General features: G+C 63.8%; 21 protein-coding genes. 4 read left to right on the forward strand and 17 right to left on the reverse strand.

Features of this window, described 5'->3' with window-relative positions:
- Positions 1-68: 68 nt before the first annotated feature.
- From AVO45_RS18635 to AVO45_RS18645, 3 genes are read left to right on the forward strand one after another with little or no spacing between them, the layout of a single operon-like run.
- Positions 69-740: a response regulator transcription factor gene (locus AVO45_RS18635; protein WP_068350064.1), complete on the forward strand. Its 672-nt coding sequence runs from the start codon at positions 69-71 to the stop codon at positions 738-740.
- A complete protein-coding gene (locus AVO45_RS18640) occupies positions 733-2,130 on the forward strand; it encodes a sensor histidine kinase (protein ID WP_068350065.1) in 1,398 nt (465 codons plus the stop codon). Before AVO45_RS18635 ends, AVO45_RS18640 begins: the two co-directional genes overlap by 8 nt.
- Positions 2,127-3,164 carry an ABC transporter substrate-binding protein gene (locus AVO45_RS18645; protein WP_068350066.1) on the forward strand — a complete coding sequence of 346 codons (1,038 nt, stop codon included), beginning with the start codon at positions 2,127-2,129 and terminating at the stop codon, positions 3,162-3,164. The genes AVO45_RS18640 and AVO45_RS18645 overlap by 4 nt, the downstream gene beginning before the upstream one ends.
- A gap of 27 nt (positions 3,165-3,191) precedes the next feature.
- On the opposite strand, the gene AVO45_RS18650 is transcribed toward AVO45_RS18645, so the two are convergent.
- The 6 genes from AVO45_RS18650 to pobA form a co-directional block, all read right to left on the reverse strand.
- Positions 3,192-3,803, reverse strand: a complete 612-nt coding sequence (locus AVO45_RS18650; RefSeq protein ID WP_068350067.1) for a glutathione S-transferase N-terminal domain-containing protein — start codon at positions 3,801-3,803, stop codon at positions 3,192-3,194.
- A 63-nt stretch (positions 3,804-3,866) separates the two neighbouring features.
- On the reverse strand, positions 3,867-4,703 hold the full coding sequence (locus AVO45_RS18655; RefSeq protein ID WP_068350069.1) for a 3-oxoadipate:acetyl-CoA acetyltransferase: 837 nt from the start codon (positions 4,701-4,703) through the stop codon (positions 3,867-3,869).
- A 12-nt stretch (positions 4,704-4,715) separates the two neighbouring features.
- Complete coding sequence (gene pcaG / locus AVO45_RS18660) at positions 4,716-5,336, reverse strand: protocatechuate 3,4-dioxygenase subunit alpha (RefSeq protein WP_068350071.1); 621 nt, start codon at positions 5,334-5,336, stop codon at positions 4,716-4,718.
- A 62-nt stretch (positions 5,337-5,398) separates the two neighbouring features.
- On the reverse strand, positions 5,399-6,127 hold the full coding sequence (pcaH, locus tag AVO45_RS18665; protein ID WP_068350073.1) for a protocatechuate 3,4-dioxygenase subunit beta: 729 nt from the start codon (positions 6,125-6,127) through the stop codon (positions 5,399-5,401).
- 46 nt (positions 6,128-6,173) lie between these two features.
- Positions 6,174-6,551 (reverse strand): 4-carboxymuconolactone decarboxylase, encoded by a 378-nt coding sequence (gene pcaC / locus AVO45_RS18670; protein WP_068350075.1) that lies wholly within the window; start codon positions 6,549-6,551, stop codon positions 6,174-6,176.
- 34 nt (positions 6,552-6,585) lie between these two features.
- Positions 6,586-7,755 (reverse strand): 4-hydroxybenzoate 3-monooxygenase, encoded by a 1,170-nt coding sequence (pobA, locus tag AVO45_RS18675; protein ID WP_068350077.1) that lies wholly within the window; start codon positions 7,753-7,755, stop codon positions 6,586-6,588.
- A 90-nt stretch (positions 7,756-7,845) separates the two neighbouring features.
- On the opposite strand from pobA, the gene pcaQ reads away from it, so the two are divergent.
- Positions 7,846-8,754, forward strand: coding sequence for a pca operon transcription factor PcaQ (gene pcaQ, locus AVO45_RS18680; protein ID WP_068350079.1), 909 nt, complete (start codon positions 7,846-7,848; stop codon positions 8,752-8,754).
- A 312-nt stretch (positions 8,755-9,066) separates the two neighbouring features.
- On the opposite strand, the gene AVO45_RS18685 is transcribed toward pcaQ, so the two are convergent.
- The 11 genes from AVO45_RS18685 to AVO45_RS18735 form a co-directional block, all read right to left on the reverse strand.
- A complete protein-coding gene (locus AVO45_RS18685) occupies positions 9,067-10,170 on the reverse strand; it encodes a transporter substrate-binding domain-containing protein (RefSeq protein WP_068350080.1) in 1,104 nt (367 codons plus the stop codon).
- A gap of 42 nt (positions 10,171-10,212) precedes the next feature.
- A complete protein-coding gene (locus AVO45_RS18690; protein ID WP_068350081.1) occupies positions 10,213-11,475 on the reverse strand; it encodes a transporter substrate-binding domain-containing protein in 1,263 nt (420 codons plus the stop codon).
- A 21-nt stretch (positions 11,476-11,496) separates the two neighbouring features.
- Positions 11,497-12,282 carry a PP2C family protein-serine/threonine phosphatase gene (locus AVO45_RS18695; protein WP_068350082.1) on the reverse strand — a complete coding sequence of 262 codons (786 nt, stop codon included), beginning with the start codon at positions 12,280-12,282 and terminating at the stop codon, positions 11,497-11,499.
- 3 nt (positions 12,283-12,285) lie between these two features.
- Positions 12,286-13,290 (reverse strand): FHA domain-containing protein, encoded by a 1,005-nt coding sequence (locus tag AVO45_RS18700; protein WP_068350084.1) that lies wholly within the window; start codon positions 13,288-13,290, stop codon positions 12,286-12,288.
- 215 nt (positions 13,291-13,505) lie between these two features.
- Complete coding sequence (locus tag AVO45_RS18705) at positions 13,506-15,755, reverse strand: protein kinase domain-containing protein (RefSeq protein WP_068350086.1); 2,250 nt, start codon at positions 15,753-15,755, stop codon at positions 13,506-13,508.
- A 348-nt stretch (positions 15,756-16,103) separates the two neighbouring features.
- Positions 16,104-17,408, reverse strand: coding sequence for a dynamin family protein (locus tag AVO45_RS18710; protein ID WP_068350088.1), 1,305 nt, complete (start codon positions 17,406-17,408; stop codon positions 16,104-16,106).
- Entirely contained in the window at positions 17,405-19,447 is a 2,043-nt protein-coding gene (locus AVO45_RS18715; RefSeq protein ID WP_068350091.1) for a dynamin family protein, read from the reverse strand. Before AVO45_RS18715 ends, AVO45_RS18710 begins: the two co-directional genes overlap by 4 nt.
- A 70-nt stretch (positions 19,448-19,517) precedes the next feature.
- Positions 19,518-20,384, reverse strand: a complete 867-nt coding sequence (locus AVO45_RS18720) for a hypothetical protein (RefSeq protein WP_068350095.1) — start codon at positions 20,382-20,384, stop codon at positions 19,518-19,520.
- A gap of 22 nt (positions 20,385-20,406) precedes the next feature.
- Entirely contained in the window at positions 20,407-20,808 is a 402-nt protein-coding gene (locus AVO45_RS18725) for a hypothetical protein (RefSeq protein ID WP_068350096.1), read from the reverse strand.
- Between the two features lie 131 nt (positions 20,809-20,939).
- Positions 20,940-22,622: a dynamin family protein gene (locus AVO45_RS18730; RefSeq protein WP_068350098.1), complete on the reverse strand. Its 1,683-nt coding sequence runs from the start codon at positions 22,620-22,622 to the stop codon at positions 20,940-20,942.
- Between the two features lie 8 nt (positions 22,623-22,630).
- Positions 22,631-24,643, reverse strand: a complete 2,013-nt coding sequence (locus tag AVO45_RS18735; protein ID WP_068350099.1) for a dynamin family protein — start codon at positions 24,641-24,643, stop codon at positions 22,631-22,633.

A 24,643-nucleotide genomic window follows, 5' to 3' on the forward strand; every position in this document is an offset into this window, starting at 1 on the left:
GGCCGGAATTTACGGCTTGAACCTGTCATGAACCTGTCACACCCTTTGGGCCGCAGACGGAGGGGTGGATGCGCATATTGCTTGTCGAGGACGCGGTGGACCTGGCCGAGGCCACGCAAGGCCATCTGGCCCGGAACGGGATTGCCTGCGACCTGGCGGCCAATGTCGCCGAGGCCGGGGACTGCCTGGCCGTTCAGCGCTACGACGTGGTGATCCTCGATATCAACCTGCCCGACGGTTCGGGCACCGATCTGCTGCGCAACCTCCGCAGGGGCGGCAACAACGTGCCCGTGCTAATGCTGACGGCGCAGTTTTCCGTCGATGACAAGGTTTCGGCCTTTGCGCTGGGCGCCGACGACTACTTGGTCAAACCCTTCGATCACCGAGAACTCGAGGCGCGGCTGCATGCGATGGCGCGGCGCCAGCAGGCCGACAAGTCCGGCGATACCGTGATCGGCAGGCTCAGCTACAATGCGGTCTCGGGTGTCGTCCGCGCAGATGGCGAAAGGCTGGACCTGACCCGCCGTGAATTTGCGCTGCTGGGCATGTTCGTGCGCCAGCGCGACCAGGTTCTCAGCAAGGAACGGCTGCTCGAAGGGCTGTATTCCTTTGATGATGCGGCCGTGGGGGTGAACGCGATCGAACTTTACGTCGCACGGCTGCGCAAGAAACTGGTCAATTCCGGGGTCGGTATCCGGACGCTGCGGGGGCTTGGCTACAAGCTGGAAGTCGATGACTGATCCAGCCCCAAACGGGCGCAGCCTGTCGCTCACCTCGCGCCTCGCCATCGGTCTGGTGGCGCTGTTGCTTGTCGGCGGCGTCGTTTTGGCTTTGGCGGCTTTTGCCTATGGCCGGGTCGCCGCGCGCGAGGCGTTCGACCGCTTGCTGGTCGGTGCCGCCAATGACATCGCCGAGTCCATCTCGATCAGCGATGGCGAGTTGGTGATCGACCTGCCGGTTTCGGCCTTCGAACTGCTCGCGCTCGCGAAGGACGACCGGATCGCCTATCAGGTCCGCGGGGTCGATGGTCGGGTCCTGACCGGATACGACGACCTGCCGGTGCCGACCCGGGCGCAGCAGCCGGGGCCGGACGAGGCCTTTTTCGACGCCGGTTTCAAGGGAGAGCCCGCGCGGTTCCTGCGCCTGACGCGGCGCTTTGCCGAACGCAGCCTGTCGGGTGATGTCGAAGTCATCGTCGGACAGACGCTGCTGGCTCGGAATGAACTGGCCTATGACATCACCCGCAATGCGCTGGTCGGTCTGGCCATGGGCGGAGCCGCCATCATCATGCTTGCGCTGCTGATGGTTCGCTCCGCGCTTCGGCCTCTTGGCGATCTCGCGGGTACGATCGCGGCGAGGGATCCGCAGGACCTGACCCCGCTGGACCCGCGCGGCCCGAGGGAAATCGCCGTCACCGCCAATGCGATCAACGGGTTCATGCGCAGGCTGGACCAGCAATTCGATGCGATGCGAAACCTGATCTCGGACACCGCGCACCAGTTGCGCACCCCGGTCGCGGCGCTGCGGGCGCAGTCAGATCTGGCCCTGCACGAGCAGAACCCCGAGCGGCGCAACCGCCTGGTCGAGCGCATCCACCGTCGCACGGTCAGCCTTGGGCGCTTGCTGGACCAGATGCTGAGCCGCGCGCTGGTGATCCATCGGCTGGAAAGTGCCCGGCGCGAGATCGTCGATTTGCGCGACATCGCGCTCGACATCGTGGAATCCGGTGACCACATGCTGATCGCTCCGGGAACCGAAGTGCGCGTCGAGGTCGGGCCAGAGCCCGTGAATGTCAAGGCCGATGCAATCTCGCTGACAGAGGCGGCGAAGAACCTGCTGGGGAATGCTCTTGCCCATGGCAGGGCGCCGGTCACGGTCGGGGCCGACTTGTCGAATGGCAAGGCAATGCTGTGGGTGGCGGATGCCGGAGAGGGACCGTCCCAGGCGGTTCTCGAAAGCCTCGGAGAACGGTTCCTGCGCAGCGCGGCCTCACGCGGGGAAAGCGCGGGTCTGGGGTTGTCCATCGCGGGTGCCGTCGCCGAAGCGTTCGGAGGAAGGCTGGAGTGGGACGCAGGGGCAGGCGGATTTCGCATCTCGATCGTTCTGACCGCGTCGGAGGACGGCCGATGATCCGCTTCGCCCTTTGCTTCCTGCTGTTCGCCTCGGCTGCCCCGGCGCAGGAGGCGGTGCAACGCTTCGGCCCCGAAGATGCCGCTGTGACCCTGCGCCTGCGCACGACCACCGACATCGCGATTTTCGCGCCCACGGTCGAAGCCTTTCTGGATACCGCCCCCGGGGTCGCAATCCTCTACGAGCAGTGGGGGTCGAACGACCTCTATGCGCTCAGCCGCGAGGATTGTGCCAGCGGACGCAAGGCGGCCGATATCATCATCAGTTCGGCCGTGCATCAGATGGTCAAGCTGGTCAACGACCGCTGCGCGGCCTCGTGGCGATCTCCGGCAACCCAGGCCGTGCCCTCGGGTCTGAAATGGCGGGACGAGCTGTGGGGGATCACGCGTGAACCGGCCGTCATGGTCTACAACCGCGCGCTTGTTCCGCCGGACGAGGTGCCGCTGACCCGCTTTGACCTGCTGGACCTGCTGCGCCCACAGGACTCGCGATATGCCGGGCGCGTGGCGACCTATGACATCGAGGCCTCGGGGCTTGGTTTCCTTTTCGCCTTCATCGACTCGCAGGAAGCCTCCACCTTCGGCGCCTTGATGGAGACCTTCGCCCGCACCGGGGCAATCGCGACCTGCTGTTCCGCCGAGATCATCGGAGGCGTCATCGAGGGAGACTACCTGATCGCCTACAACGTGCTGGGATCCTACGCGCGTTCGGTTGCAGCCATTGATAGCAGGCTCGGCATCGTCGAGCCCAGGGACTACACGGTCGTTCTGTCCCGCGCCGCGATGCTGCCCGGCCCCGACGTGCGGCCAGAGGCCGGCGCCTTTCTGGACTACCTGGTATCGACCGAAGGCAAGATCGCCATGGCCCGAAGTTTTCTCATCTCGGGCGGTGGTGAGGATGAAAGCGGTTCTGACGCGTCCGACAACGAGACGGCGCGGCGACCGATCCGGTTGTCGCCTTCGCTGCTGGTTGCCGTGGATCAGGCCAATGCCACGCGCTTCATCCGGCGCTGGCGCGAGGTGTTTGCGCAATAGGTTCCCGGTGCTGGACCGGTGAAATCGTCAGTTTGGTCTGGTTTGTACAATCGACGGGCGCTCTGAGACCGTTTTGTACCATGTGGTCAGACGCGGGCGACCGGTGCGCCAGTCATCGATCGGCTGTCTGAAGTCCAGATAGCCCAGCGCGCAGGCCAGGCCGATGGCGGCGGCATCGAACCGGTCGTCCAGCGCCTCGGGGACGTGGGCCTCGAACCAGTCGAGCGCGCGGGTGATCTTTTCCGCCTGCCCGTCCAGCCAGGCCTCCGAGACATGCGCCGCATCGCGGAAGCGCCGTTCATAGACGCACAGCAGAGCGGCCTCGATCACGCCTTCGGCCAGGCTTTCCAGCGTCAGCCGGTCAAAGGCCGCATCCCCGTCAGGATAGAGCCGAACCTCGTCCCCGAGACTGTCGATGAACCGCAGGATCACGCGGCTGTCATAGATCACGCGGCCATCGGCGCATTGCAGGCAGGGAATTTTCCCCAACGGGTTGCGGGCGGCAAGCTCGGGGTCGGTGTCCAGCGGCGAGGTCGCCACATCGACCAGTTCGAACCGGTCCTCCAGACCTTTTTCAAGGATGGCGACGCGCACCTTGCGGGCAAAGGGCGAGGCGGGAGAGTAATAGAGGCGGTTCATGGGGCGGACTCCGGACAGAATATTCGGTGACGGGGCGGGGCCGTGGAAGGCACCGCCCCAGAGCTATGCCGCGACGGGGCGCAGGCCGAGGATCTCGCGCGCCTGCTGCCAGGTGGCGACAGGGCGTTCGTATTTCTCGCACAGATCCGCGGCGCGTCTGACAAGGGCCGCGTTCGAGGGCGCGAGCGTACCCTTGTCCAGCCGCATGTTGTCCTCGAGTCCCGTCCGGGTGTGCCCGCCGGCGGCGATGGCCCATTCGTTGACGACGATCTGGTTCGGGCCGATCCCGGCGGCGCACCATTCCGCCTCGGGCGCGCGGGTTCGCATGATGTTGACGTAGAAATCGAACACCTCGCGGTCGGCGGGCATGGCGTTCTTCACGCCCATGACGAACTGCACATAGAGCTTGCCGTAGAGCACGCCCTGCTGGTGCAGGCGGATGGCGTGCAGGATGTGGCTGAGGTCGAAGGCCTCAATCTCGGGGGTGATCTCGTAGCGGCGCATTTCCGAGGCGAGCCAGTCGATCAGGTCGGGCGGGTTTTCATAGACGCGGGTGGGAAAGTTGTTCGAGCCCACCGACAGCGAGGCCATGTCGGGCCCGAGCGGCAGCATCCCGCCGCGTTCCTTGCCGGCGCCCGACCGCCCGCCGGTCGAAAGCTGGATGATCATGCCGGGACAGTGTTTCTTCAGCCCCTCGACCAGACGGGCAAAGCGTTCGGGGTCGCTGGTGGGGGTCTGGTCGTCATTGCGCACATGGCAATGGGCGATGCTGGCGCCGGCCTCGAAGGCCTCATGCGTGCTTTCGATCTGTTCCTCGACCGTGATCGGCACCGCCGGGTTGTTCGCCTTGGTCGGAACCGAGCCGGTGATGGCGACGCAGATGATGCAGGGTTTGGACATGCGGCCTCCGGGTCAGATGTCGAAGAAGACGGTCTCGTTCTCGCCTTGCAGGCGGATGTCGAAGCGATAGACGATTTGTCCGTCCCGGTCCATGCGCCGGGCGATCAGGGTCTGGCGGCGGTTCTCCCACTCGATCAGGTTGATCACCGGGTCGGCGGCATTGGCCTCGGCCTCGTCGCTGAAATAGAGCCGCGTATTGAGCCCGACATTGATGCCGCGCGCGACGATCCAGAGGTTGATATGCGGGGCCATCATCGTGCCCGACCGTCCTGGCACCGGGCCGGGCTTGACGGTGTCAAAGCCCCATTCGCCGGTTTCGAAATCGGTGATCACCCGGCCCCAGCCGCGGAACCCCTCTTCGACCTCGCCGGGATGTTCGGGGTGGGCATAGACGCCTTTGGAATTGGCCTGCCACGCCTCGAGCATCACGTCCTTGACCGGCGATCCGGTGCCGTCGATCACGATGCCCTCGACGCGGATGCGCTCGCCCTCGGCATTGGGGCCGGCGATGTCCCAGCCCAGTTCCTGCCGGTAGATGTCAAAGCCGGCCGCGCCCGGGGCCAGCCCGATATGCACGTAGGGGCCTGCGGTCTGGGACGGGGTTTCCTTGAGGTAGTCGAGTTTCTGCGGCATCGTATTCTCCGTTGTCGCGTTTTCGAACCGGCAAACCGGTTCCCACTTTGTCCGAAAACGCTTCAGTTCCCCTCCAGACGGTTTTCGAACAGGGTCGAGCGGCGCCCGCGCAGGACCACGTCGAACTTGTAGGCGATGCTGTCGAGCGGGATCGTGGCGTTCAGATCCAGCGGCGCGACCAGCCTTTCGATGGCCTCGGGGTCGGGGATCGTGTTCACGATCGGGCATCTGGCGATCAGCGGGTCGCCCTCGAAATAGCACTGGGTGATCAGGCGCTGGGCGAAGGCGGTGCCGAAGATCGACATGTGGATATGGGCGGGCCGCCAGTTGTTGACCCAGTTGCGCCACGGATAGGCGCCGGGCTTGACCGTGCGGAAATAGTAATAGCCGTTCTCGTCGGTCAGCGTCCGGCCGCAGCCGCCGAAATTGGGGTCGATCGGCGCAAGGTAGGTATCCTTCTTGTGGCGATAGCGCCCGCCGGCATTGGCCTGCCAGATCTCGACCAGCGTGTTCAGCACCGGGCGGCCGTTTTCGTCCAGAACCCGGCCATGCAGGATGATCCTCTCGCCGATCGGGCTTTCTCCGGGCTTGGCGTAGTTGGACAGAAGATCGTTGTCGATCGGGTCGATGTCGTTGTGTCCAAAGACCGGCCCGGTGATCTCGCTTGCCGTGTTTTCCAAGCTGATGAGCGAATATTTCGGCGAGCGCGACACCGAGGTCTTGTAGTCGGGCGCATAGGCGGGCGGGTGCCATTCGCGGTCGCGCTGGTAGAATTCGCCGGGTTTCAGCATGTCGGCTTTCTCCTCTGAAGGGCGGGGCGGGTGCGCGTTTCCGGTGTCATTCCTGTTCCATCTCCGCATAGGTCTGCTTGGCCAGCTTCAGCGCCTGGTTGGCGCGCGGCACCCCGGCATAGATGGCCACATGCTGAAACGCCTCGAGCACGTCCTGTTTGCTGGCCCCGGTGCGCGCGGTGGCGCGGATATGCATTGGGATCTCGTCGAAATTGCCCAGCGCGGCCAGAAGCGCCAGCGTCAGCATCGACCGCTCCCGCGGGCTGATCCCGTCGCTGGCCCATACCGTGCCCCAGGCGCTTTCGGTGATCAAGGTCTGGAACGGCTCGTCAAAGGCGGTCTTGGCTGCCTCGGCCCGGTCCACATGGGCGTCGCCCAGAACCCAGCGGCGCACCTGCATGCCCCGTTCATGGCGGTCGGACATCACTCACCTCCTGTTGGTTGCGCCGGGCGCCGCATCAGAACGGCAGCCCCACATAGTTCTGCGCCAGAACCGATTGCGCCGCGCGGTTCTCGCGCAGGAACTCGATATCGGCGCGCTGCATCTTGAGGTCGAATTCGGACTGATCGGGGAAGCGGTGCAGCAGGTTGGTCATCCACCAGCTGAAGCGTTCGGCCTTCCAGATCCGCGCCAGCGCCTTTTCGGAATAGCGGACGATGCCCTCGGGGTCGCCGGTTTCATAGAACTGCACCAGCGCGTGATAGAGATAGTGGATGTCGCTGGCCGCCGTGTTCAGCCCCTTGGCCCCGGTGGGCGGCACGATATGGGCGGCATCGCCGCACAGGAACAGCCGCCCCCAGCGCATCGGTTCGGTCACGAACGAGCGCAGCGGCGCGATGGATTTCTCGATCGAGGGGCCGGTGACCAGCCGTTCGGCGGCCTCGGTCGGGATGCGGCGCTTGAGTTCGGCCCAGAAGGCCTTGTCGGTCCAGTCCTCGGGGCTGTCGGACAGCGAGCACTGGATGTAGTAGCGGCTGAGATTGGCGTTGCGCATCGAGCAGAGCGCGAAACCGCGCTCCGAACTGGCATAGATCAGCTCGTCATGGACGGGGGGCGTTTCCGACAGCACGCCCAGCCAGCCAAAGGGATACACTTTCTCGTATTCCCGCCGCACGGTCAGGGGGATGGTTTGGCGGCTGACGCCGTGGAACCCGTCGCAGCCCGCCACGAATTCGCAGTCGATCCGGTGTTCGGTGCCGTCGACCTCATAGGTCACGTATGGTTTGTCGGTGTCGGCATCGTGGATTTCGACGTGATCGGTGTTGAAGACGATCTTGCCGCCCATCGCCTCGCGCGCATCGTAGAGGTCGCGCGTCACCTCGGTCTGGCCATAGACGACCACATGGCTGCCGGTCAGATCCTCGAAATCGATGCGGAACTGCTGGTCGCCATAGGAAATGACCGTGCCGTCATGGATGAAGCATTCCTTGTCCATCCGGGCGCCCACGCCCGCCTCGCGCATCAGGTTGACGAACCCGACCTCGAGAATGCCCGCGCGGATCCGGCTCAGCACATAGTCGCGGGTCCTGCGTTCCAGAACCACGCTGTCGATGCCCTTGCGGTGCAGAAGCTGGCTGAGCAGCAGGCCCGACGGGCCACCGCCGATGATGACGACCTGTGTTTTCATGCTGGACCTCCTCAGCCGAGAGGGTGAATGATTGCGATGGTCAAGTAAAATGAGATATTTTGCGATAAACTTGCCAAAAACGGAAACCAAGTGATCGACCGACGCATCAAGTTCCGCCATGTCCAGTGTTTCGTGGAAATCGCGCGGGAAAAGAGCCTCAAGCTTGCCGCGGAAAAGCTGTTCCTGACGCAGCCGGCGATTTCGAAAACGCTGAAAGAACTGGAAGAGATCATCGGCGCGACCCTGATGGAGCGCAGCCGGTCGGGCGTGGCCCTGACGAAGGAAGGGCAGGTCTTTCTGCATTTCGCCCAGATGTCGCTGGCCAGCCTGCAGCAGGGGCTGGACGGGGTCGAGCGCGCGGGCCGGCGCGAAAAGGAGAGGTTGACGGTTGGCGCGCTGCCCAGCGTGGCGGCCTGGCTGATGCCGAAGGTCGCCACCGAATTCGCGGCGCTGGCCCCGGACGCGATCCTGCGGATCATGGATGGTCCGCACGGGTATCTGGTCGATCGCCTGAGACTGGGAGAGCTGGATCTGGTTCTCGGCCGGCTGGGCCGCCCGGAAACCATGCAGGGGATTTCCTTCACGCAGCTCTACAACGAGCAGGTGCTGTTCGTCGTCCGCCCCGGACATCCGTTGCTGGACAAGCCGGAACTGCGGCGGATCGCCGAGTGGCAGGTCATCTATCCGCCCGAGGGGTCAGCCATCCGCCCGCTGGTCGAACGCTATCTGATCGCCAATGGCATCGGCGAAATCGCCAACCGTCTGGAAACCGTCTCGGGTGCTTTCGGCCGGGTATATACTCGCCAGTCCGATGCCGTCTGGATCATTTCCAGCGGCGTCGTCGCCAACGAGATTGCCGAAGGGCGGCTGGTCAAACTGCCCTTCGACACCGAGATTACCCAAGGCCCCGTCGGCCTCATGACGCGGCCGGATGCGGTTGCGACGCCGGTTCAGGACGTGTTCCGCATCGCGGTGCGGAATGTCGTCGGGATGAAGTGAACGCGGATTGGGGCCGATACCGCAGCCCGGCTGTTGCGGCCTCCGACGGTTCCCCGGAGCGGTGACGAAACGAGAAAGGGGCCGGCACCCCATATGCCAGCCCCTTTCTGAGTGAGTGGTACGGTAATGCCGGACCGGAATTCCATGCCTTTCACCCTAGCAGAAAGCTCCGCCCTGAACATTAGGGGTTTCCCGTAGAGCGGGTTGGAAATTTTGCAATCTTTGGGTGATTTCAGCATATATGTCTGCTCATGAACAAGAAAGGGCCAGTCATATGACTGGCCCGGATTTCCGAATCGTGCGAGTGGACGTTCAATTCGAGGCGGTCAGCTTTTCGTTGTGCTCGCGCAGCGTGTCCGAAATGATCGCGTACCATTCGCCGGATTCGCGCATCTCGTTCAGACCGCGGTTCAGCATCGCCACGTATTGACGGCCGAACGGGTTGGTCCGGTGGGTGACGAAACGCAGACCGGCAACGGTGTTGACGAAGGGGTTCTCGACGATGTCGTTCGGCGTCAGGCCCATGTCGCTCATGGCGTCGGCGGCCAGCTGAACCTCGAAGGAGGCCACATCGGCCACACCGGTCAGAACCGCATCCATGCATTCGGTCGCGGTGACGGGCCGCAGCAGCGTCACGTTCGGCTCGTAGACGCCGTTTTCTTCGAGGTCGTGCGTGAACCAGCCATCCATCCGGCAGACCGTCGCGCCCTTGAAGTCCTCGAAGGAGCGGGCCTTGGCGTATTCGCTGTCGGGCAGGGTGTAGAATCCGATGACCGTGTCATAGACGCTGACGGTCGAGTCGAACTGCGTGCAGCGCTTGTTGGTCTCTTCCGACCATTCATAGCTGCGGTTGCTGCAGTCGGGGATGTACCATGCCAGCGACACGTCGAAGGCGCCCAGCGGCAGCAGCGTATCGAGATGCGCGCTCCAGTCGTTGACGAAGCTGACCGAATAGTCGCGGCTGTTGCCGGCACGGTTCAGCGCGGTCGTCGCCAGACGCACGAGGAAACCGCCGCCGGTCAGATCCTCGTCGGCGAACGGCGCGTAGTTGCCGCCGGTCACGATCTTGATCGGGGGTTCATAGACGTTGGACACGCGGTTGCTGGCGTTGCGCGCCTCTTCCGCGGCGATCAGTTCCTGCGCGCTCTGGCCGTTCGGCAGGCTGCCGTCCTCACAGGGCAGCGCCAGCACCAGGCCCGGCTTCAGCTCGGTCGGATTCGAGATGATGTTCCGGTTGGCGTTGAAGATCGGCTGGTAGTTCGACGTGCCGTAGGCGGCGATCGAAATGGTGGCCAGCGTGTCCCCGTCGGTCACGGTGTAGTTCGTACAGGCTTCCTGTGCGCTTGCCGCCCCTGCCGAAAGGGCTGCGGCGGCAGCCGTTGCCAGTGCAATCCTTTTGAGAGTGAATTCGAGCATGTTTCTTCCTCCAGATTTTGTGCTGTGTCGCTGTCGCGGGCCTCAGCCGCTTTCCATTTGATTGCGCAGGGCGGTCGAGACGATGTCGCGCCACTCGCCCGATTGCTGCATGATCTCCAGTCCCTGGTTCAGCGTCTCGAGGATCGCCTCGCCATCCGGGTTGTCGACATGGGTCATGATGTTCAGCGGCTTGATCGCCGCCAGGTTGGGGTTCTCGATGATCTGGTGCTCGTATCCGAGCCGCTTGATCGCATCGACCGCCAGGTGGGCCTCGACGGCGACGATGTCGGCGCGCCCGTCCATCACCGCGTGGAAGCACTCGTCCGGGGAAAGCGGCCGGAACAGCTTGATCGCGGGTTCGTAAAGGCCGACGGCATCCATGTGCGACAGCGACCAGCCTTCGGGACGGCAGATCGTGGCACCGGCGAAATCGGCATAGGTCAGCGTCGTTTCATAGCCCGAGCCGTCGAGGGCGAAGAACGTGTCCACCACCTCGTAGAAGGGTTTGGAGAAATTGTAGGTCTCGCACCGGTTGCGGTCGCTTTCCGACAGGGTCTCGGCCTCTTCGCAATTGGGGCGCGACCACGGGAAGGTCGCATCGAAGGCCAGCGTCGGCATCAGCAGGTCCAGATGCGAGTTCCAGTCGTTCACGAACTGGATCTTGTAGGCCTGCTCGGGCGCGGCACGCAGAAATGCGGTTTCCACCAGCTTGGTATAGAGTCCGCGGTTGGGCAGGGATTCATCGGTGAAGGGGGCGTATCCGCCGCCCGTGATGAGCAACAGCTGACGGTCGCGGATCGCCGGGCGTTCCTCGTCGCCGGCCTCGCGGATCAGCGCCGCGCCTTCGGCACGGGCCTGCTCGATTTCCGCCCTGGCGGCGGCCCTGGCCGCGATGACGGCTTCCTCGCTCGCCTTGCGCGCCTCTTCCTCGGCGGCCGCGACGCGGGCCTCGGCCTCGGCGATCGCCTTGGCGGCGCGTTCCTCGGCCGCGCGGATCAATTCGGCGGCCATATCGGCGGCCATGCGTTCGGCCTCCGTTTCCGCTACCGCTGCGGGTCCCGCCTCGGCGGTGACGCAGGGCATCTGCAGCGTGTCGCCAAGGCGGATGATGTTGGGGTTCTTGCCGATGGTGTCCCGGTTGGCGTCGTAGATCGGCCGGTAGTCCTCGGTGCCATAGACCCGCAGGGCCAACTGGCGCAAGGTGTCGCCACGCTGGATGACGTAGCTCGAGCAGGCCTCTTGCGCGAAGGCTGAACCAGCCGCCGCGACCAGAGCCAGGCTGGATACGAACAGATACTTCTTCATGGTTCCCGTTTCTTTCGTGGATTAGATGCTTGCTGGCTTGATCACCGCGATCGACACGTTGTCCTGGTCGGGATCGCCCAGTTTGACGAGTTCACTGAACAAGGCATAGGCAATGTCCTGAGCAAGGTTCTCTCCCTGTTCTCGCAGAATTGTCTGGAGGGCGCCGTCATCGAGATATTGCAGGCCGTCACTGGCCGCGATGACGATGTCGCCCGGCCGCAGGTCCAAGGGCGTTTCGGGGCAGTCCACCTTGGGGATCGCACCGCCCATGATGACCGAAGTCAGCTGGTTCCGCTGCGGGTGGCTCCGGGCCTCTTCGGCCGAAATCAGCCCCTCTTTGGCCTGCGCGTCGATCACCGGCGCCATCGAGTGGTCCTCGTTGATCTGCACCAGGCGCCCGTCGCGGAACAGGTAAAGGGGGCTGTCGCCAATCGAAATCCAGAACAGGCGCGACCCGAGCAGCAGGACCCCCAGCAGGGTGGTGCCCATCCGGAAACCGCCTTGCTGTTTCTCCAGGTGCCCCGCCAGGTTGATGTTTGCCTGCATCGCCGCCAGCGGAAGGGCGTCAAGCAGCGCGTTCTGGGAAGGCGTCCCGTCTTCGAGCAGATCGTCGAGCACGTCGCGCCAGGAGGAAATCGCCAGACCCGAGGCGACCTCTCCGGCGTCGTGGCCGCCCATGCCGTCTGCGATCACCACATAGCCGGCCTTCGCGGCATCAAAGACCCTTGCGGCGATCGCGTCTTCCTGTGTGTCACGCTGCCCACGGTCGGTGAGCAGCGCGATGTCATATGCCGGAAAGGCCAGCATCTATCAGGCGTCCCGCCAGTCGAAGGTTTCGTCGCAGAACGCAACGAAACGCATGGAGGTTTCGCTGATGCGGATCGTGTCGCCATGAGACAGGGGCACGGTGCTGAGGACCGGGCCGCCGTTCAGGCGCACGAGGTTGGCCTTGCCGCCATGGCCCAGATAGCATTTCCGGTCTTCCGGGTCATAGGCGATGACCGCATGGTTGCTGCGCGAAATGCCGGTGTCGCCGAAATCGAGCTGAATGGCCTGATCGTCGTTGCGCCCGATCTGCATCAGCCCCTCGGTCAGAACGATGGCGGTGCCGCGTCCGGGGCCGGATGTGATGACCAGCCAGCCGACGGGGTAGGTCGCCTGGGCGACCGTGGCTTTCGCCACCGGGCTGCCGTCCATCAGGTCCTGCACATGGGTGTCAGGCCGTTCGAAGCCCAGGAACGTGGTCTTGACCCGGCCCCGGCGGTCTTCGGCGGGGGCGGCGGGCTGGGGCTCGGGAGTTTCAGGTTCCGGCTTGGCTGCAGTGGCCGCGACCGCCGCCGAGATCACCTCGTCGTATGCCGGCTCGGGATCCGTCGCCGCTGGAGCCTCGGGCTCGGACTGGACCTCCGCCGCCGGCTTCGGCGTGTCTGTCTGGGCAGGCGCCTCGTTCATGTGAAGCGTCACGACCTGCTCGGTTTCGTCAGCTTCGTCTTTGTCGGAAATTTCTTCCGTCTCGACCTCTTCGGCCTCGGCGACGTCAAGGGCTTCCTCGGTTTCGGCTTCCGACTCGGCTTCGCCGGCTTCCGGCGCGGCCTCGTCGAATTCCGGCATGGTTTCCTCGGGGATCAACTCGTCGGAGTCATCGTATGCCTCCTGCGGAGCGTTGCCCCCGGTCAGGACCGCCCGCAGGGCGTTGAAGTCGGCGATCGGTTCCGGCTTTTCGGCTTCGGGCGGGGTGGAGGCGTCCTCTGCAGCGTCCCTGGTTTTTCCGCCACCTTCGAGAAGCCGGCTGAGTGGGCTTTTGTATTTGAACATGGTGTCGATACCTTCCGATGTCTGGCCACGAAACTTGCGTCACGTGGGGCTGCTACCTGTCCGCCGCGCCGCTTGGCGTCCACGGAAACGAACGTGTCACGAGATACCCAAAGAACCTTCACTCTCCGCGCCGGGGCCGGTTCCCCGTCCGGGTGGTGCCCTGGGCGCCCCCCGCAGCAACAACACGCTGGCGGATATCTATTGCACCGGTCTCATCACTCCTCGGCCAGTCGCATGGTCGCTTCGACTTCGGCGCCGTTGCGCAGCACTGTCAGGCGCGCCTCGGACTGGCCTTCGGCAACGAGCGCCGCAAGGATCTTGTCCAGGCTTTCCGAAGTGTCGATCTGCTGGCCCGTAATGGCTTCGTTCAGAAGAACATCGCCAGTATTCAGATCGCTTGTGTCGGCGGCTCCGATTTGTGTGACCTTTGTGCTCCAGGTGCCGTTGCCGTCGCTTGTGGCCGCAAGGGTGACGCCGTTTGCCAGCCCGAACACCCTGACCGCGGGCAGGGCCAGCAGGCCGTTGACGACCTTGGTTTCACCCATAGGACGATAGCGGGCGACCACGCGGATATGGCCGTCGGGATCCACGTTGAGATTGTCGAGAACCTGGGTTGCGAACGTGGCGCCATCGCGGACCGGCTCGCCGTTCAGCGTGTAGATGACATCGCCCTTGCTGACCCAGTCACCTACCACCGACATGTCGGCCTGGGGATCCACGCCGGTGATGGCCACCACGTTGGCGGTGGACAGGCGGCGGATGCTGGTGGTGAAGGGCGGGTCGATGTCCCAATGCGCGAATGCCACCTGATCCTCTTTCAGGTTCACCGGCTCGGCCGGGGCCGAAGCGGCCTCTTCCAGCCTTGCCGCGGGCTCCTCGACCGGCTCGGCAACGCTGACGGCCTCGGGCGCGGTCTCTTCGCCTGCCTGGGCAGGGGCCACGGCCGCGGTTTCTTTGGCGGCCGGCGCGGCGGCGGGCTGTTCGGCGAGGGGTTGGCCGGTGGTTTTCGGTGTACCGGCTTCCTGTGCAACGGTTTCTGGTTCGACGGTGGCCTCGGTCGCGGCGGTCTGAACGTCTTCTGCAGCCGCTGCTTCTTCTTCGGGGTTGCCGACGGGCGGTTCCGCCCCGGAAACGGCGATGGATTCCGCTGGTTCGACCGGTGCGCCCGCAGAGTCCGCCGGCTTTCCGCGATCGCCGCCGGACAGGGCAAAGATGCCACCCGCCGCGAATGCGACGATCACTGCCGCAACCCCGGCAAGCACTGTGCCCTTGCTGCGCCCTCCGCTCTGAACCACCGTATCGACGGCCGCCAAGGGCTCTTCCTTGCCGGTGAACCCGGTCTTTGCCTGCGCTGCTTCCTCCTCGGCATTCAGGGCAATGTCCGGGTTGCCGGCCAGCAGGGCGTTTACGACGGCCTCGGCGTTTTCGGTCTCTGCCCGTATGCGCTCTTTTTCTGCTTCGCTCAGTTCCTCTTCGTCCTCGCGGTCGACCGCGACGATCACCGAAACGGGTCGATAGCCGAAGGTTTCGAAGACAACGCCGGGCCCGCGGAACATGCGCAACCAGTCCAGGGCGGTTTGCAGCCTGTCCGCCGCATGAACCTCCATCGCCTTGTCGATCGCTTCGAGGAAACCCTTCGGGTAGCCCTGGAACCGCCCGGCCAGCGGCACATAGGGGTCGGGCTGGCCGGTGTTGAAGGCATTGAGGCGTGTCTGGCCGTCAACCGGACGCTCGCCGCTGATGGTGTGATAGAGCGTGGCAGCAAGCAGATACAGGTCGCTGCTGGGACCCTGCTGGGAACCCCGAACATAGAATTCATGCGGTGAATACCCGTCCTTGATGACACGCAGCGTCAGCAGGGCGGCGTTCTGGTTGGCGGCCTGCTCGCGGGCGGCGCCGAAATCGATCAGGATCGGCTCTCCGTGCTCGTCGATCAGGATGTTGTCCGGCGAGATGTCGCGGTGCAGCATGCCGCTGTCATGGATGAACGACACCGCCGACAGCATTTTCTCCGTCACCTGGACGATGAAGTCGGGAGAGGTCTTTTTCAGCGGGTCCTGAACATAATCCAGCAGGTCGCAGCCCCGGATCAGGTCCATCGCGATATAGGCGGTCTGGTTGTCCTCGAACACCTGGTGCACATCCACGATATTGGGGTGCACCAGCCGCGCATGGTTGCGGGCTTCCTGGATGAACAGGTCGATGATCGCGCGCAGATCGTCCTTGTGCGCCGGGTCGATCGCCTCGACAGCATCGCCGTTCCGGCAGCACAGCGCGCCGGGATAGCATTCCTTGATCACCACGTCGCGGTCGAGGCTGTCACGCGCCAGATAGGTGATCCCAAAACCGCCGTTGCTGAGAAATCGAATGATTTCATACTGACCGCGCAGGAGCTTTGCCCCCGGCTTCAACCCTTCGATGTGGTTTGCGTCATGCGTTTGTCCGACAGCCTGGTTGTGGCTCATTTCTTCCTGCCCGTAATACTCGTTTCTGCGGCCGGGATGACGGGGCAAATGGCCCGGATGCTCAAGGCGAAATCAACCGCAGTCCTTTCAGGACTCGGTTAGACTGCTCAAATGCGTCCTAATTTGGGCCGCCCCGTGGCGTCACTATGGATCGGAAAATGGCTCTATCAACATATTGCGTCAGCCTGAATCTTTGGCGCTATATATTGATTCTTTTGTGCCGGAAATTGGGGGGCTTCCCCAAAAAAACGGCGATTGGTCAACGAATTCGAAACAATGGCGGGCGATTCTCCCGGCTTCGATTCGACCTCGAAGCGGCGCAACGCGGCCGGACCAGACAGGCCGCTGTCAGGTGCCCGTCCTGGACTGGGGGGCGGCGGCCAGGGTACCTGCCCATGCCAGGCTGTCGCCAAGCTGTGTCAGGATGCTGACAGCATCCCGGAGCGGGGCGTCACCGCTTTCGAATTGCAGCAGCAGCAACAGATCCGTCGCCTTTTCGAATTCGCGGGGAATCCAGTCTGCCGCGGGGTCGATCTCGGCGCCGTTCTCCAGCCGCTCGGCAAAGTCCTCGACGATTTCCTGACAACTGCGCAGGAAATCGGCCGGGGGGATGTCCGAAGATTCCTTGAGGTCATCGTAGATCCCCGCGATCGCATCCAGCCAGTCCTGCAGGACCGGGTTCGACAAGGGCGGCATGACCGTCGAGAGACTGTCCTGAAGCGTGGGCGCGGTTGCCTCTGGGCGCGGCGTCTCGGGATCATCCGCCTCCGTCTGGCGTTCTAGCTCTGCCAGGGCAGGCAGGAACAGGTTTTCGATATCGGCCCGGGCCGCCGCGATATCCCGCTTGCGGCGGGTCGAGGCGGTTTCGAGAACCTGTTCCGCCAGACGCTGCCCGCCGCAGGATTCCCACAGGGCGAAATCCGGTTCGGGCTCATTGGACATTGCCTTTACGGCGACCGGCGTTCCGATCGGAATCACCGACTGGAACAGGCCGTCTCGTTCGCTCTCCAATCGGTCCAGAACACGATCGAGTGAATCGCGCACCGTCGGAAGGTCGGCATGGGTGACCACCAGCAGGCTGTTGTCACGCAGCTCCTGCGGAACCTGCGACCAGAGATGGCGCTCGGTTTCCCGCCATGCGTTGGTTCCATTGGTGCACCAGATGGCGCAATCGACGAATTTCAGAAGCTCAAGGGTCTTCTTGTAGCTGTCATCCAGCGCGCCCGAGCCGGGCAGGTCGAACAGAGAGATCTCGCGCAGCGCCGGAGAGTTCACGCCGACAGAGATGAAATCAGGCTCGTCGGCCGCGGCTTTCTCGAGCGCCACGCCGGCATAGGTCTTTGTCGGCTTGTCCCACCAGCCCACCGTGGTTTCCGGTTCTTCCGCGTGGGTCACGATGACCAGCGGCAGCGGCAGGTGCTGCGGCCCGGTTGGCAGAATGTCGGCACCGGCAAGCATGTTCGCCAGACTCGACTTTCCGGCGCCGAATTCGCCGGCAAAGCCGATCGAGACGGCGCTCGACAGCCGTTCGGCATGTTCCTTGGCGCGGCCGCGCAGGGCGTCGAGCTCTTTCGAAACCGGACCCTCTTCGGTCGCAGACAGAAAGCGTTCCAGTTGCCGCACTTCCTGTTCCGTTCCTGGGAATTCGATCACTCTGCTGCCTCCGTCAGTCTTTTTTCCTCGGCCACCGGGCCAAACACGGAGCCGAGTTCCTCCACGATCCTTCGGGCGCGGTTCAATGCGACCTGGGCATCGGCCCGTGGGTTCGCCCGGCCCCGTTCCGGCCGGTTTTCGAGATGGCCTGCCAGCAGGGCCATGTGGTGTTCCAGAACCGTTTCCATCCGCTCCAGCAGATCGGTTCGCGCGGTATCCACAAGATCGTCGCCGATCATCTCGAATTCCTCGATGATCATCGTCTCGGCCCGGTCCACGACATTCTTGCGCGAGATCAGGCGGGACAGCCAGGTGACGCGCAATTCGACCGTGATGCCGCGGGTCAGGGGCGTCGTGTCGGGCTTGAACCAGCGCACGGCGCTTGTGTTCATCTTGTTGTCGGGCGAGTCCTGCCAGCCGGGCAGGGCATGGACAACCGCGTTGCTTTGCATGTCGATGGCGTAGAATTCGCTGAGCATCCGTTGCCGGATGACCTGCGTCGCATCCAGGAGCAGTTCCCGCATGCGTTGACGCAGAGCCGTGAAATTCAGCTCTGTCGCGCCACCTTTCGCGAGCAGGGGCGACTTTCCGTCTGGGCCCCGAACGACCAGGGCCACCGACTCGCTGATCGTGTCGTCCATCAGACCGCGCAGGTTTGCGAAAATGTTGTCCATCTCCTCGGTCAACTCGGCCGATTTCGCAGCGACCAGCTCGCGCAGCGCGGCAAGCGCATTGTTGTTCCCGCCCTGTTCGGAGGATTCCGTGCCGGTCTCTTGCTGCAGGGCCCGCAACCTCGCTTCGCAGCGATCGAGTTCGCCGCGGGCAAAGCTGTCGAGATGCTGCCACGCCATCTGCAACTGCTCGCCGCGCGGTCCGGCCGCAAGGGCCGTGGTGACATGGTTGCGCAGGTCAGGCAGGCCGGAGGCCGTCATCGCCGCCAGCCGCAGCACCGCGTCGCGGCTGATCGGGCCCGACCCCTGTTTCATCTCCTGAACGCCGTCGAGATAGGTTCTCATCTGCTCGGGATGCGCCCGGAGCCATGCCAGGATCTGATTGTGGTCGATGTCGCCGTCATCTCCGGTGAGGGCATAGTGTGCCCATTGGGCGCTGCCCATCAACACCTTGATGTCCGTCTGGCCCAGCGCCTTTTCCAGCCCTTCCTCGACGCTGGCGCGCACCATCTCCGCGTCCTCTGCGCCGTTGCCCAGCTCGTCCACCCGGTTGACGAAGACAACGATCTGCCCAAGTTCCAATGCCTGCATCAGGCGAAACAGCTTCAGATCCGCCTGCGACAACGCCTGGTGCGCCGACAGGACGACGACGAAGAAATCCGATTCCCTGAGATACTGCCGCGAGATTTCTTCGCGGATCAGCAGTGGGTCGTTGACGCCGGGGGTATCGGTCACGGTCAGCGGAAACGGGAAATGGCCAAGCTCGAAATAGACGTCGGCCTTGCGGGTCACGTCGCTGTAAAGTCCGCGATCGGATCCGCCGCCCTGCTCTTCGCCCTCGGCCGGTTCGTCCCCGGCACAGACATAGCGCGCCAGATCTTCCGAGGTCAGGTCCTCGAGGTCGTGGCTTTGACCCAGCAGCGCCTCGTAGCTGTCGCCGAGACGCAGCCGGGCGCGGGTCTTCATCGCCTCGACCTGTTCTTCGATCAGCTCGCGTTTGTAGCTGTCCTCGTCGTCGGGGAACATGTTGCGCAGTTCCTCGCCCTCGGCGATCAGCGCCTGCCACTGCTTGTTGTCGAAGAAATGGAACTCGGCGCCGGATGTCCGCCCCGAAGGGTGACCGAAATGCATGTCGGTGATCACGGTCGTCCAGGGGTTCACGTCCGAGGGCAGAAAATCGGCCTGACCGGTGAAGCCGTTGATAAGACGTGACTTGCCCGCCTTGATCTGACCGACGAAGGCAATGCCGGGTTTGAGATCCGACAGATCCCGGATGATGCGCGATATGAACTGGCAGGTTTCGCTGCTGGCCGTCTCGTTCATTTCTTCGGCTATCCGGATCAATTCCCGGCGACTGGCTTCACTCATGACACTACCTTTTGACGGCGTATTCGCCGGCAACTCTTGACAGGAACAATTTTAACGGTTGGGCGGAACCTCATGTCGAGCCACCCGCAAGTGTTTTCCACAGGCTCACGACGGCCCCCAGCTTGCGGGTCTCGTGCACCGCAGCGGAGGTAAGGCTGCCATCGCGGAAAATGGCGAGCCCCGCCGCCTTGCCGCCCGAGGGCCGCAGAACGATCAGCTGGGGATGGGTCAGGGTCGAGGCGCTGTCGGCGTCCCAGCCGGCGAGATCCCGCGCGAACTGGGCCAGCGCGTCGGCGCTGGGGCAGAGCGGGGCGCCGGCGCTGCACAGGCCGTCGGATTCGACCGGCTCCAACGAGCTGGAGTCGATCAGGACACGGCCGGTGGCAAAGCGTTCCGAACCCTGAAAAAAGTCCCGGGCCAGGGATCGGTCTTGCGGCTCCGCGACCGGTTCGGGCGCGGATTCGGGCACGGAATCGTCCGAAACGACGGCGACACGCGGATCGCCGGGCAGCTCGATTGCCGCACAGGCCTTTTCGATCTCGCTCATCGTGATCCCGACGTCATCCGCATCGGGATCGGTATCCGGGCGCAGGGAAACCAGTTCAAGCGGCGCCGGCGCACTGCTGATCGCAGAAATGAGGCTGGCGAGCCTTTCGGTGATTTCCTCTCGGGAATCGGTCTCGAAATCGGGCAACTCGCCCTGGCTGCCCTCGATCACGTCCGTCACGCGCGAGCTTCCGACCTCGAGGGCAAGAAGATCGCCGTTGGCCGCGGTGAATTCGAGCCTGCGCGGCAGGACGGTGCCGCGAATCGTCTTGAGAATGGCGCTGCGGCGCAGTTCGGCGGTCTCGCCCTGAACATGCACGGCAGGAGACACCCGTGCCGACACGGACCGGCCGATTTCGGCGAGCATGTCGAGTATTTGCGTGTCTACCATCCCATCATCCTCTCAACCCGCTCTAGACCGCCGCCGCGACCGGTCCGAGGCTCAAATGTGATTTTGTCAGGGCAAGACCGAGATTCGCGCTGTCGCGGCAGATGTAGCAGACGACGTGGTCCGGGTATTGCGGCGTTCGAAGGAACACGTGCAACCGGCCGTTCGAGAACACGGCGATCTCGCCAAAACCCGGTGACTCGGGATCCTGCGCGCCGGCGGCGCGGAGCATCTCTTCGAACGCCTGCACGCCGCGGCCCTGGAACAGGTTGGCCACCGCGATCGCAAGATTGCCCAGCGCGGCCTCGCATTCCGGATCTTCGCCCTGGACGCTCAGCAGCATCCCGGTGCCCATGTCGACATACCCGGCTGCGATGCAGTCGGGGATGGTTTCCATCGCGGCTTTCAGTGCGGTTTCAATGGACATGGCGACGTCTGGCTATCCGTTTCGGGTTTCTTCAGATACGGCGCGTATCGAACTGCGCCGGACCGATCGTTAACATGGCAAGGCATGGGGCGGAACGATCAATCCCGCCGCCATCACGATTTCTCTTTTTGTTACAGGACGCGCCATCCGGCCTCGTTCAACCCGCCATCCTGCCGGGCGTCTTCGTCCGCATCCAGGTTCCCATGCGGCAGATGTTCCGCTGCGACTTGGTCGAACTCTTCCAGGAACAGTTCGAACACGTCCAGAAGCTCTTGGCGGGTCTCGGGCAGGTCTCCGGTTTCGACGACGGCCTTCCACATCTGCGAGGCGCTCAGCAGTGCTCCGTCGGACGACTCCAGGGCGTTGTGCAGTGCGGTCTCACCCTTAGTCGTGCCGTCGCCTTCAGAATGCGTGGCCGCGTCCCTGATGAGGCGCGAAATCGGCAGAATTTCCGCCCCGTCCATGTCTTGTGCCGACTTGCCGAAATCTGCGAGGCTGTCGTCCTCGTCCAGTGCGGCCGGCGATGCCGGGTCCGCCAGATCGTTCGACAGTTGCTCGGCTTCCTCGTGACCAGGCTGGACGGGGCCGAGATCCGGCAGATCATCGGACATGTCCGGGGTATCGCCGATCACATCCGATGCCCCGGTCATCCCCTGAACCGTGGCGTCCGCGAGATCAGGCGTCTCTTCGCCTTCGGCCGAATCCCGGAAGAACGCACGCAAGCTATCCTCGGTGACGCCAGAGTGTTCTTCCACGATGGGCTCAGGGTTGACCTGAGCGCGCAGCTTGTCGGCCTCTGCGGCGTCTATGCGGCGTCGCGCCGAGCGGTCGGAGGCGTCCGCGTCACGAGGCGATACGCGCGACGGACGTATGGGGAAATTCGTGATGGACCCCGGTTCCCCGCTGGCCGCGCCATCCTCGGAGAGCGGGTTGAGCAGCTTGAGCGGGGCTGCCGAGACCTGGTCCTCCGGTTGGTAGTCGGAGGTGGCGAAGGTGGCCTCGAGGTCCTTGACCGGGACCTCCCTCCTGGGGGAAACGGTGCCCGCGTCCACATGGTAGCGTGCCAGCAGTTCGGCCCTGTGGTCCATGATGCTTTCGGTGATTTCCAGAAAGCTGTCGATGACCTTGCCGCCGCCGCTGCGGACCCAAAGCTCGGCGTCGCAGGTCTTGTCGCGTGCGGTGATCGCATCGCGGGCAGAAAAGAGGATGGAGCGGTTGAACAAAGATCCGGTTTCGCGGTTCACGCGCCGCAGAACCTTCTGGCGGTCCTTGGTGTTGAGCGCGTCCGCGCGGGTGATCAGCAGAAGCGAGTGCTGCTGGACCCGCTCGGGCAAGGAGATCCACATGGCGCGCTCGGTTTCGCGCCACGCCTGGGTCGCGTGGGTGCACCACAGCACCCCGTTGGCCTGGCCCACCGCACGCTGCCAGACATCCGACGAGATATTCGGGTCTGAAATGCCGGGCGTGTCGATCAGATCGACCGCCTCGAGTATGTCCGCCTCGAGATAGATCCGGATGAACTGCGCGTCGTTGACGCCGACCTCATTCAACTGATCCAGTTCGATCGTCTGCTTGGTGCCGTCATGGTGCTGCACATAGGCGGGTCGCCTGCCCCACGAGAACCAGACCGGCGGCAGCTGAGTCGCCGTGACCTGCGTTGGCAGAGCCTGTCGTCTGAGCAGGAAATTCATCAGGGTCGATTTGCCGGCGCTGAATTCCCCCATCAGCACAAACACGGGCTTGCGGCGGGACCACTGCTCGAGGCGTTCGTGCTGCTGGCGAGAAACGAAGCGGATTTTGTTTTCTTTTGCCATTGGTCTTCTCACGCTGCTTCTGTGCTCAGGTCTTTCAGGATGTCGCCGAGAATCTCGTCCCGTGACTTTTCAGGCTGCAATCCGGCCAGCAGACCGGCAGGATTGTCCGAGCCCTGTTCGGCGGATTGGGCGATGCTCAGCAGGGTCTCTTTCTGCTCGCGCATGAAGTCCGCCAAGGTTGCCCGGACATTTTCCAGGACCGCCGCGATCTGGTTTTCTTCGATGTCCTTGGTGATCGAGTTCGCCTCGGATGCGATCAGGCGGGTGTAGTCTGCCGCATAGGCCTCGAACCCTTTTCGCCGCTGCCACCATCGCCGCCACCAGGTGCTTTGCAGGTCCAGCGCGATCGTGCGGCCGATGCCCAGCGGCGGCGGAACACGCGGCACGATCGGGGCCTCGATGCTGAATTCGCCCAGATGGTTGCCGAGAAGCTGGTGGTAGATCGCCTCGATATCTTTGGCCGCTGAGGTGTAGAGCGCCCCTGCCTCCTTGCGCATGGCGCGGGCAAAGCTGAAATACGCCGCCTTCTGCAAGGTCCGCAGGCCGGCCGGTTCGTATTGCCATGTGCCCTGCTCGCCGTGTTCCTCGAGATGGGCGATCAGGGAATCCGTCGCCCGCTTGACAAAGCTGGCCTCGGCACCCGCAAGGCGCTCCATGACCTTCTTGCGAAGCGCCGACGTCAACTCGGATGCCTTGTCTTCGTAGCTCGAAATGACCTTTGAAATGGCCTCTTCCGGCGGCATGCCGTCGAGATCGCGCAGAACGCTGTCATCGCCCGTCATGTTCTTGGCCACGCTGGTCGCGCGGATCTGGCTGGCGACGTTGCGCGCCCGGTTGCGAATGCGTTCGATCAAGCGGGCGCCCGAGCCTTGGGCGATGCGCTCGTTGATCGCCAGCAGCAGATCGGGGAAGCCCGACAGGGCCCAGATCTTGTCAAGCGACGCGGCCTCGGACCCGAAGCCGGCTGCCAGATAGAACCTGTTGAGCACCTTGCGCGAGTCTTCGGTCAGGATGTCGGGGTCGCCGGTCAGGGCCGCTTCGGCCCAGAGAGCGCTGCCGAAAACCACGCTGGTATCGGTCGAGATGTTGTTCTGCTTGAGGGTCTCCGTGATCCGGTCGCGGATTTCCGGAACCTGGTTGACCGGGTCTTCCAACTCGTCGATGCGGTTCACGAACAGGATGATCTGGCGGTTTTCGAACTGGGCGATGATCCGCATCAGCGCCATGTCCATCGTGGTCAGGGCCTGGCTGGCGGCCAGAACCACCACGCAAACCTCGGAGCCGCGCAGGCTGCGCAGCGTGATCTGCTCGCGCACCATGAACGTGTCGTTGACGCCCGGCGTGTCGCACAGTTTCAGGGCGATCGGGTATTGCGGGATGTCCATGAACAGATCGGCGGCCTTGGTCACGTCGGCAAAGCGGCCGGTCTTGGGATTGATGTCGGGATCATCCTCGTCGCCCAGGCAGACGTAGCGCTGGACCAGCTCTTCGTCGAAGTAGTCGTACTGGTGGCTCTGGCCGAGGATCAGGTCGAAATGCTTGCCGAGGCGTTCTTCGGATTTCTCCTTCATCTCGGCGATCTGGCGGCGGATGTCCTCCATTTCGTCGTCGGCCCCGGCGCGGTTGGCCAACTCGCCCAGACGTCCGCCCCCGACGGTGAGGTTGTCCCACTCTTCCTGCTCGAAGAAGGTAAACCGCGCCTTCGTGTCGCCCGGCGCCTTGGTGTTGATGTTGAGCGTGGTGACGACCGAGGTCCACGGGTTCACGTCCGAGGGCAGCAGGCCTGGATGCCCGGCCATGATGTTCACCACCGAGGACTTGCCGGCCTTGACTTGACCGACGAAGGTGACGCTCGCGACGAAGTTCTCCATCTTGGTCTTGAGCGACGCCAGCCGCGCGGATGAACGCGCATCGGCGACAGCGGTCAACTGGTCGATCTGAGACGTCAGTGAGGACATGGCCGTGGTCATCGGCGCAAGCGCCTCGTTCCCGACCGACAGCAGATGGTCATTGCGCGCCAT

It is taken from the genome of Ruegeria marisrubri, from assembly GCF_001507595.1.
In the GTDB taxonomy this organism is placed as follows: domain Bacteria; phylum Pseudomonadota; class Alphaproteobacteria; order Rhodobacterales; family Rhodobacteraceae; genus Ruegeria; species Ruegeria marisrubri.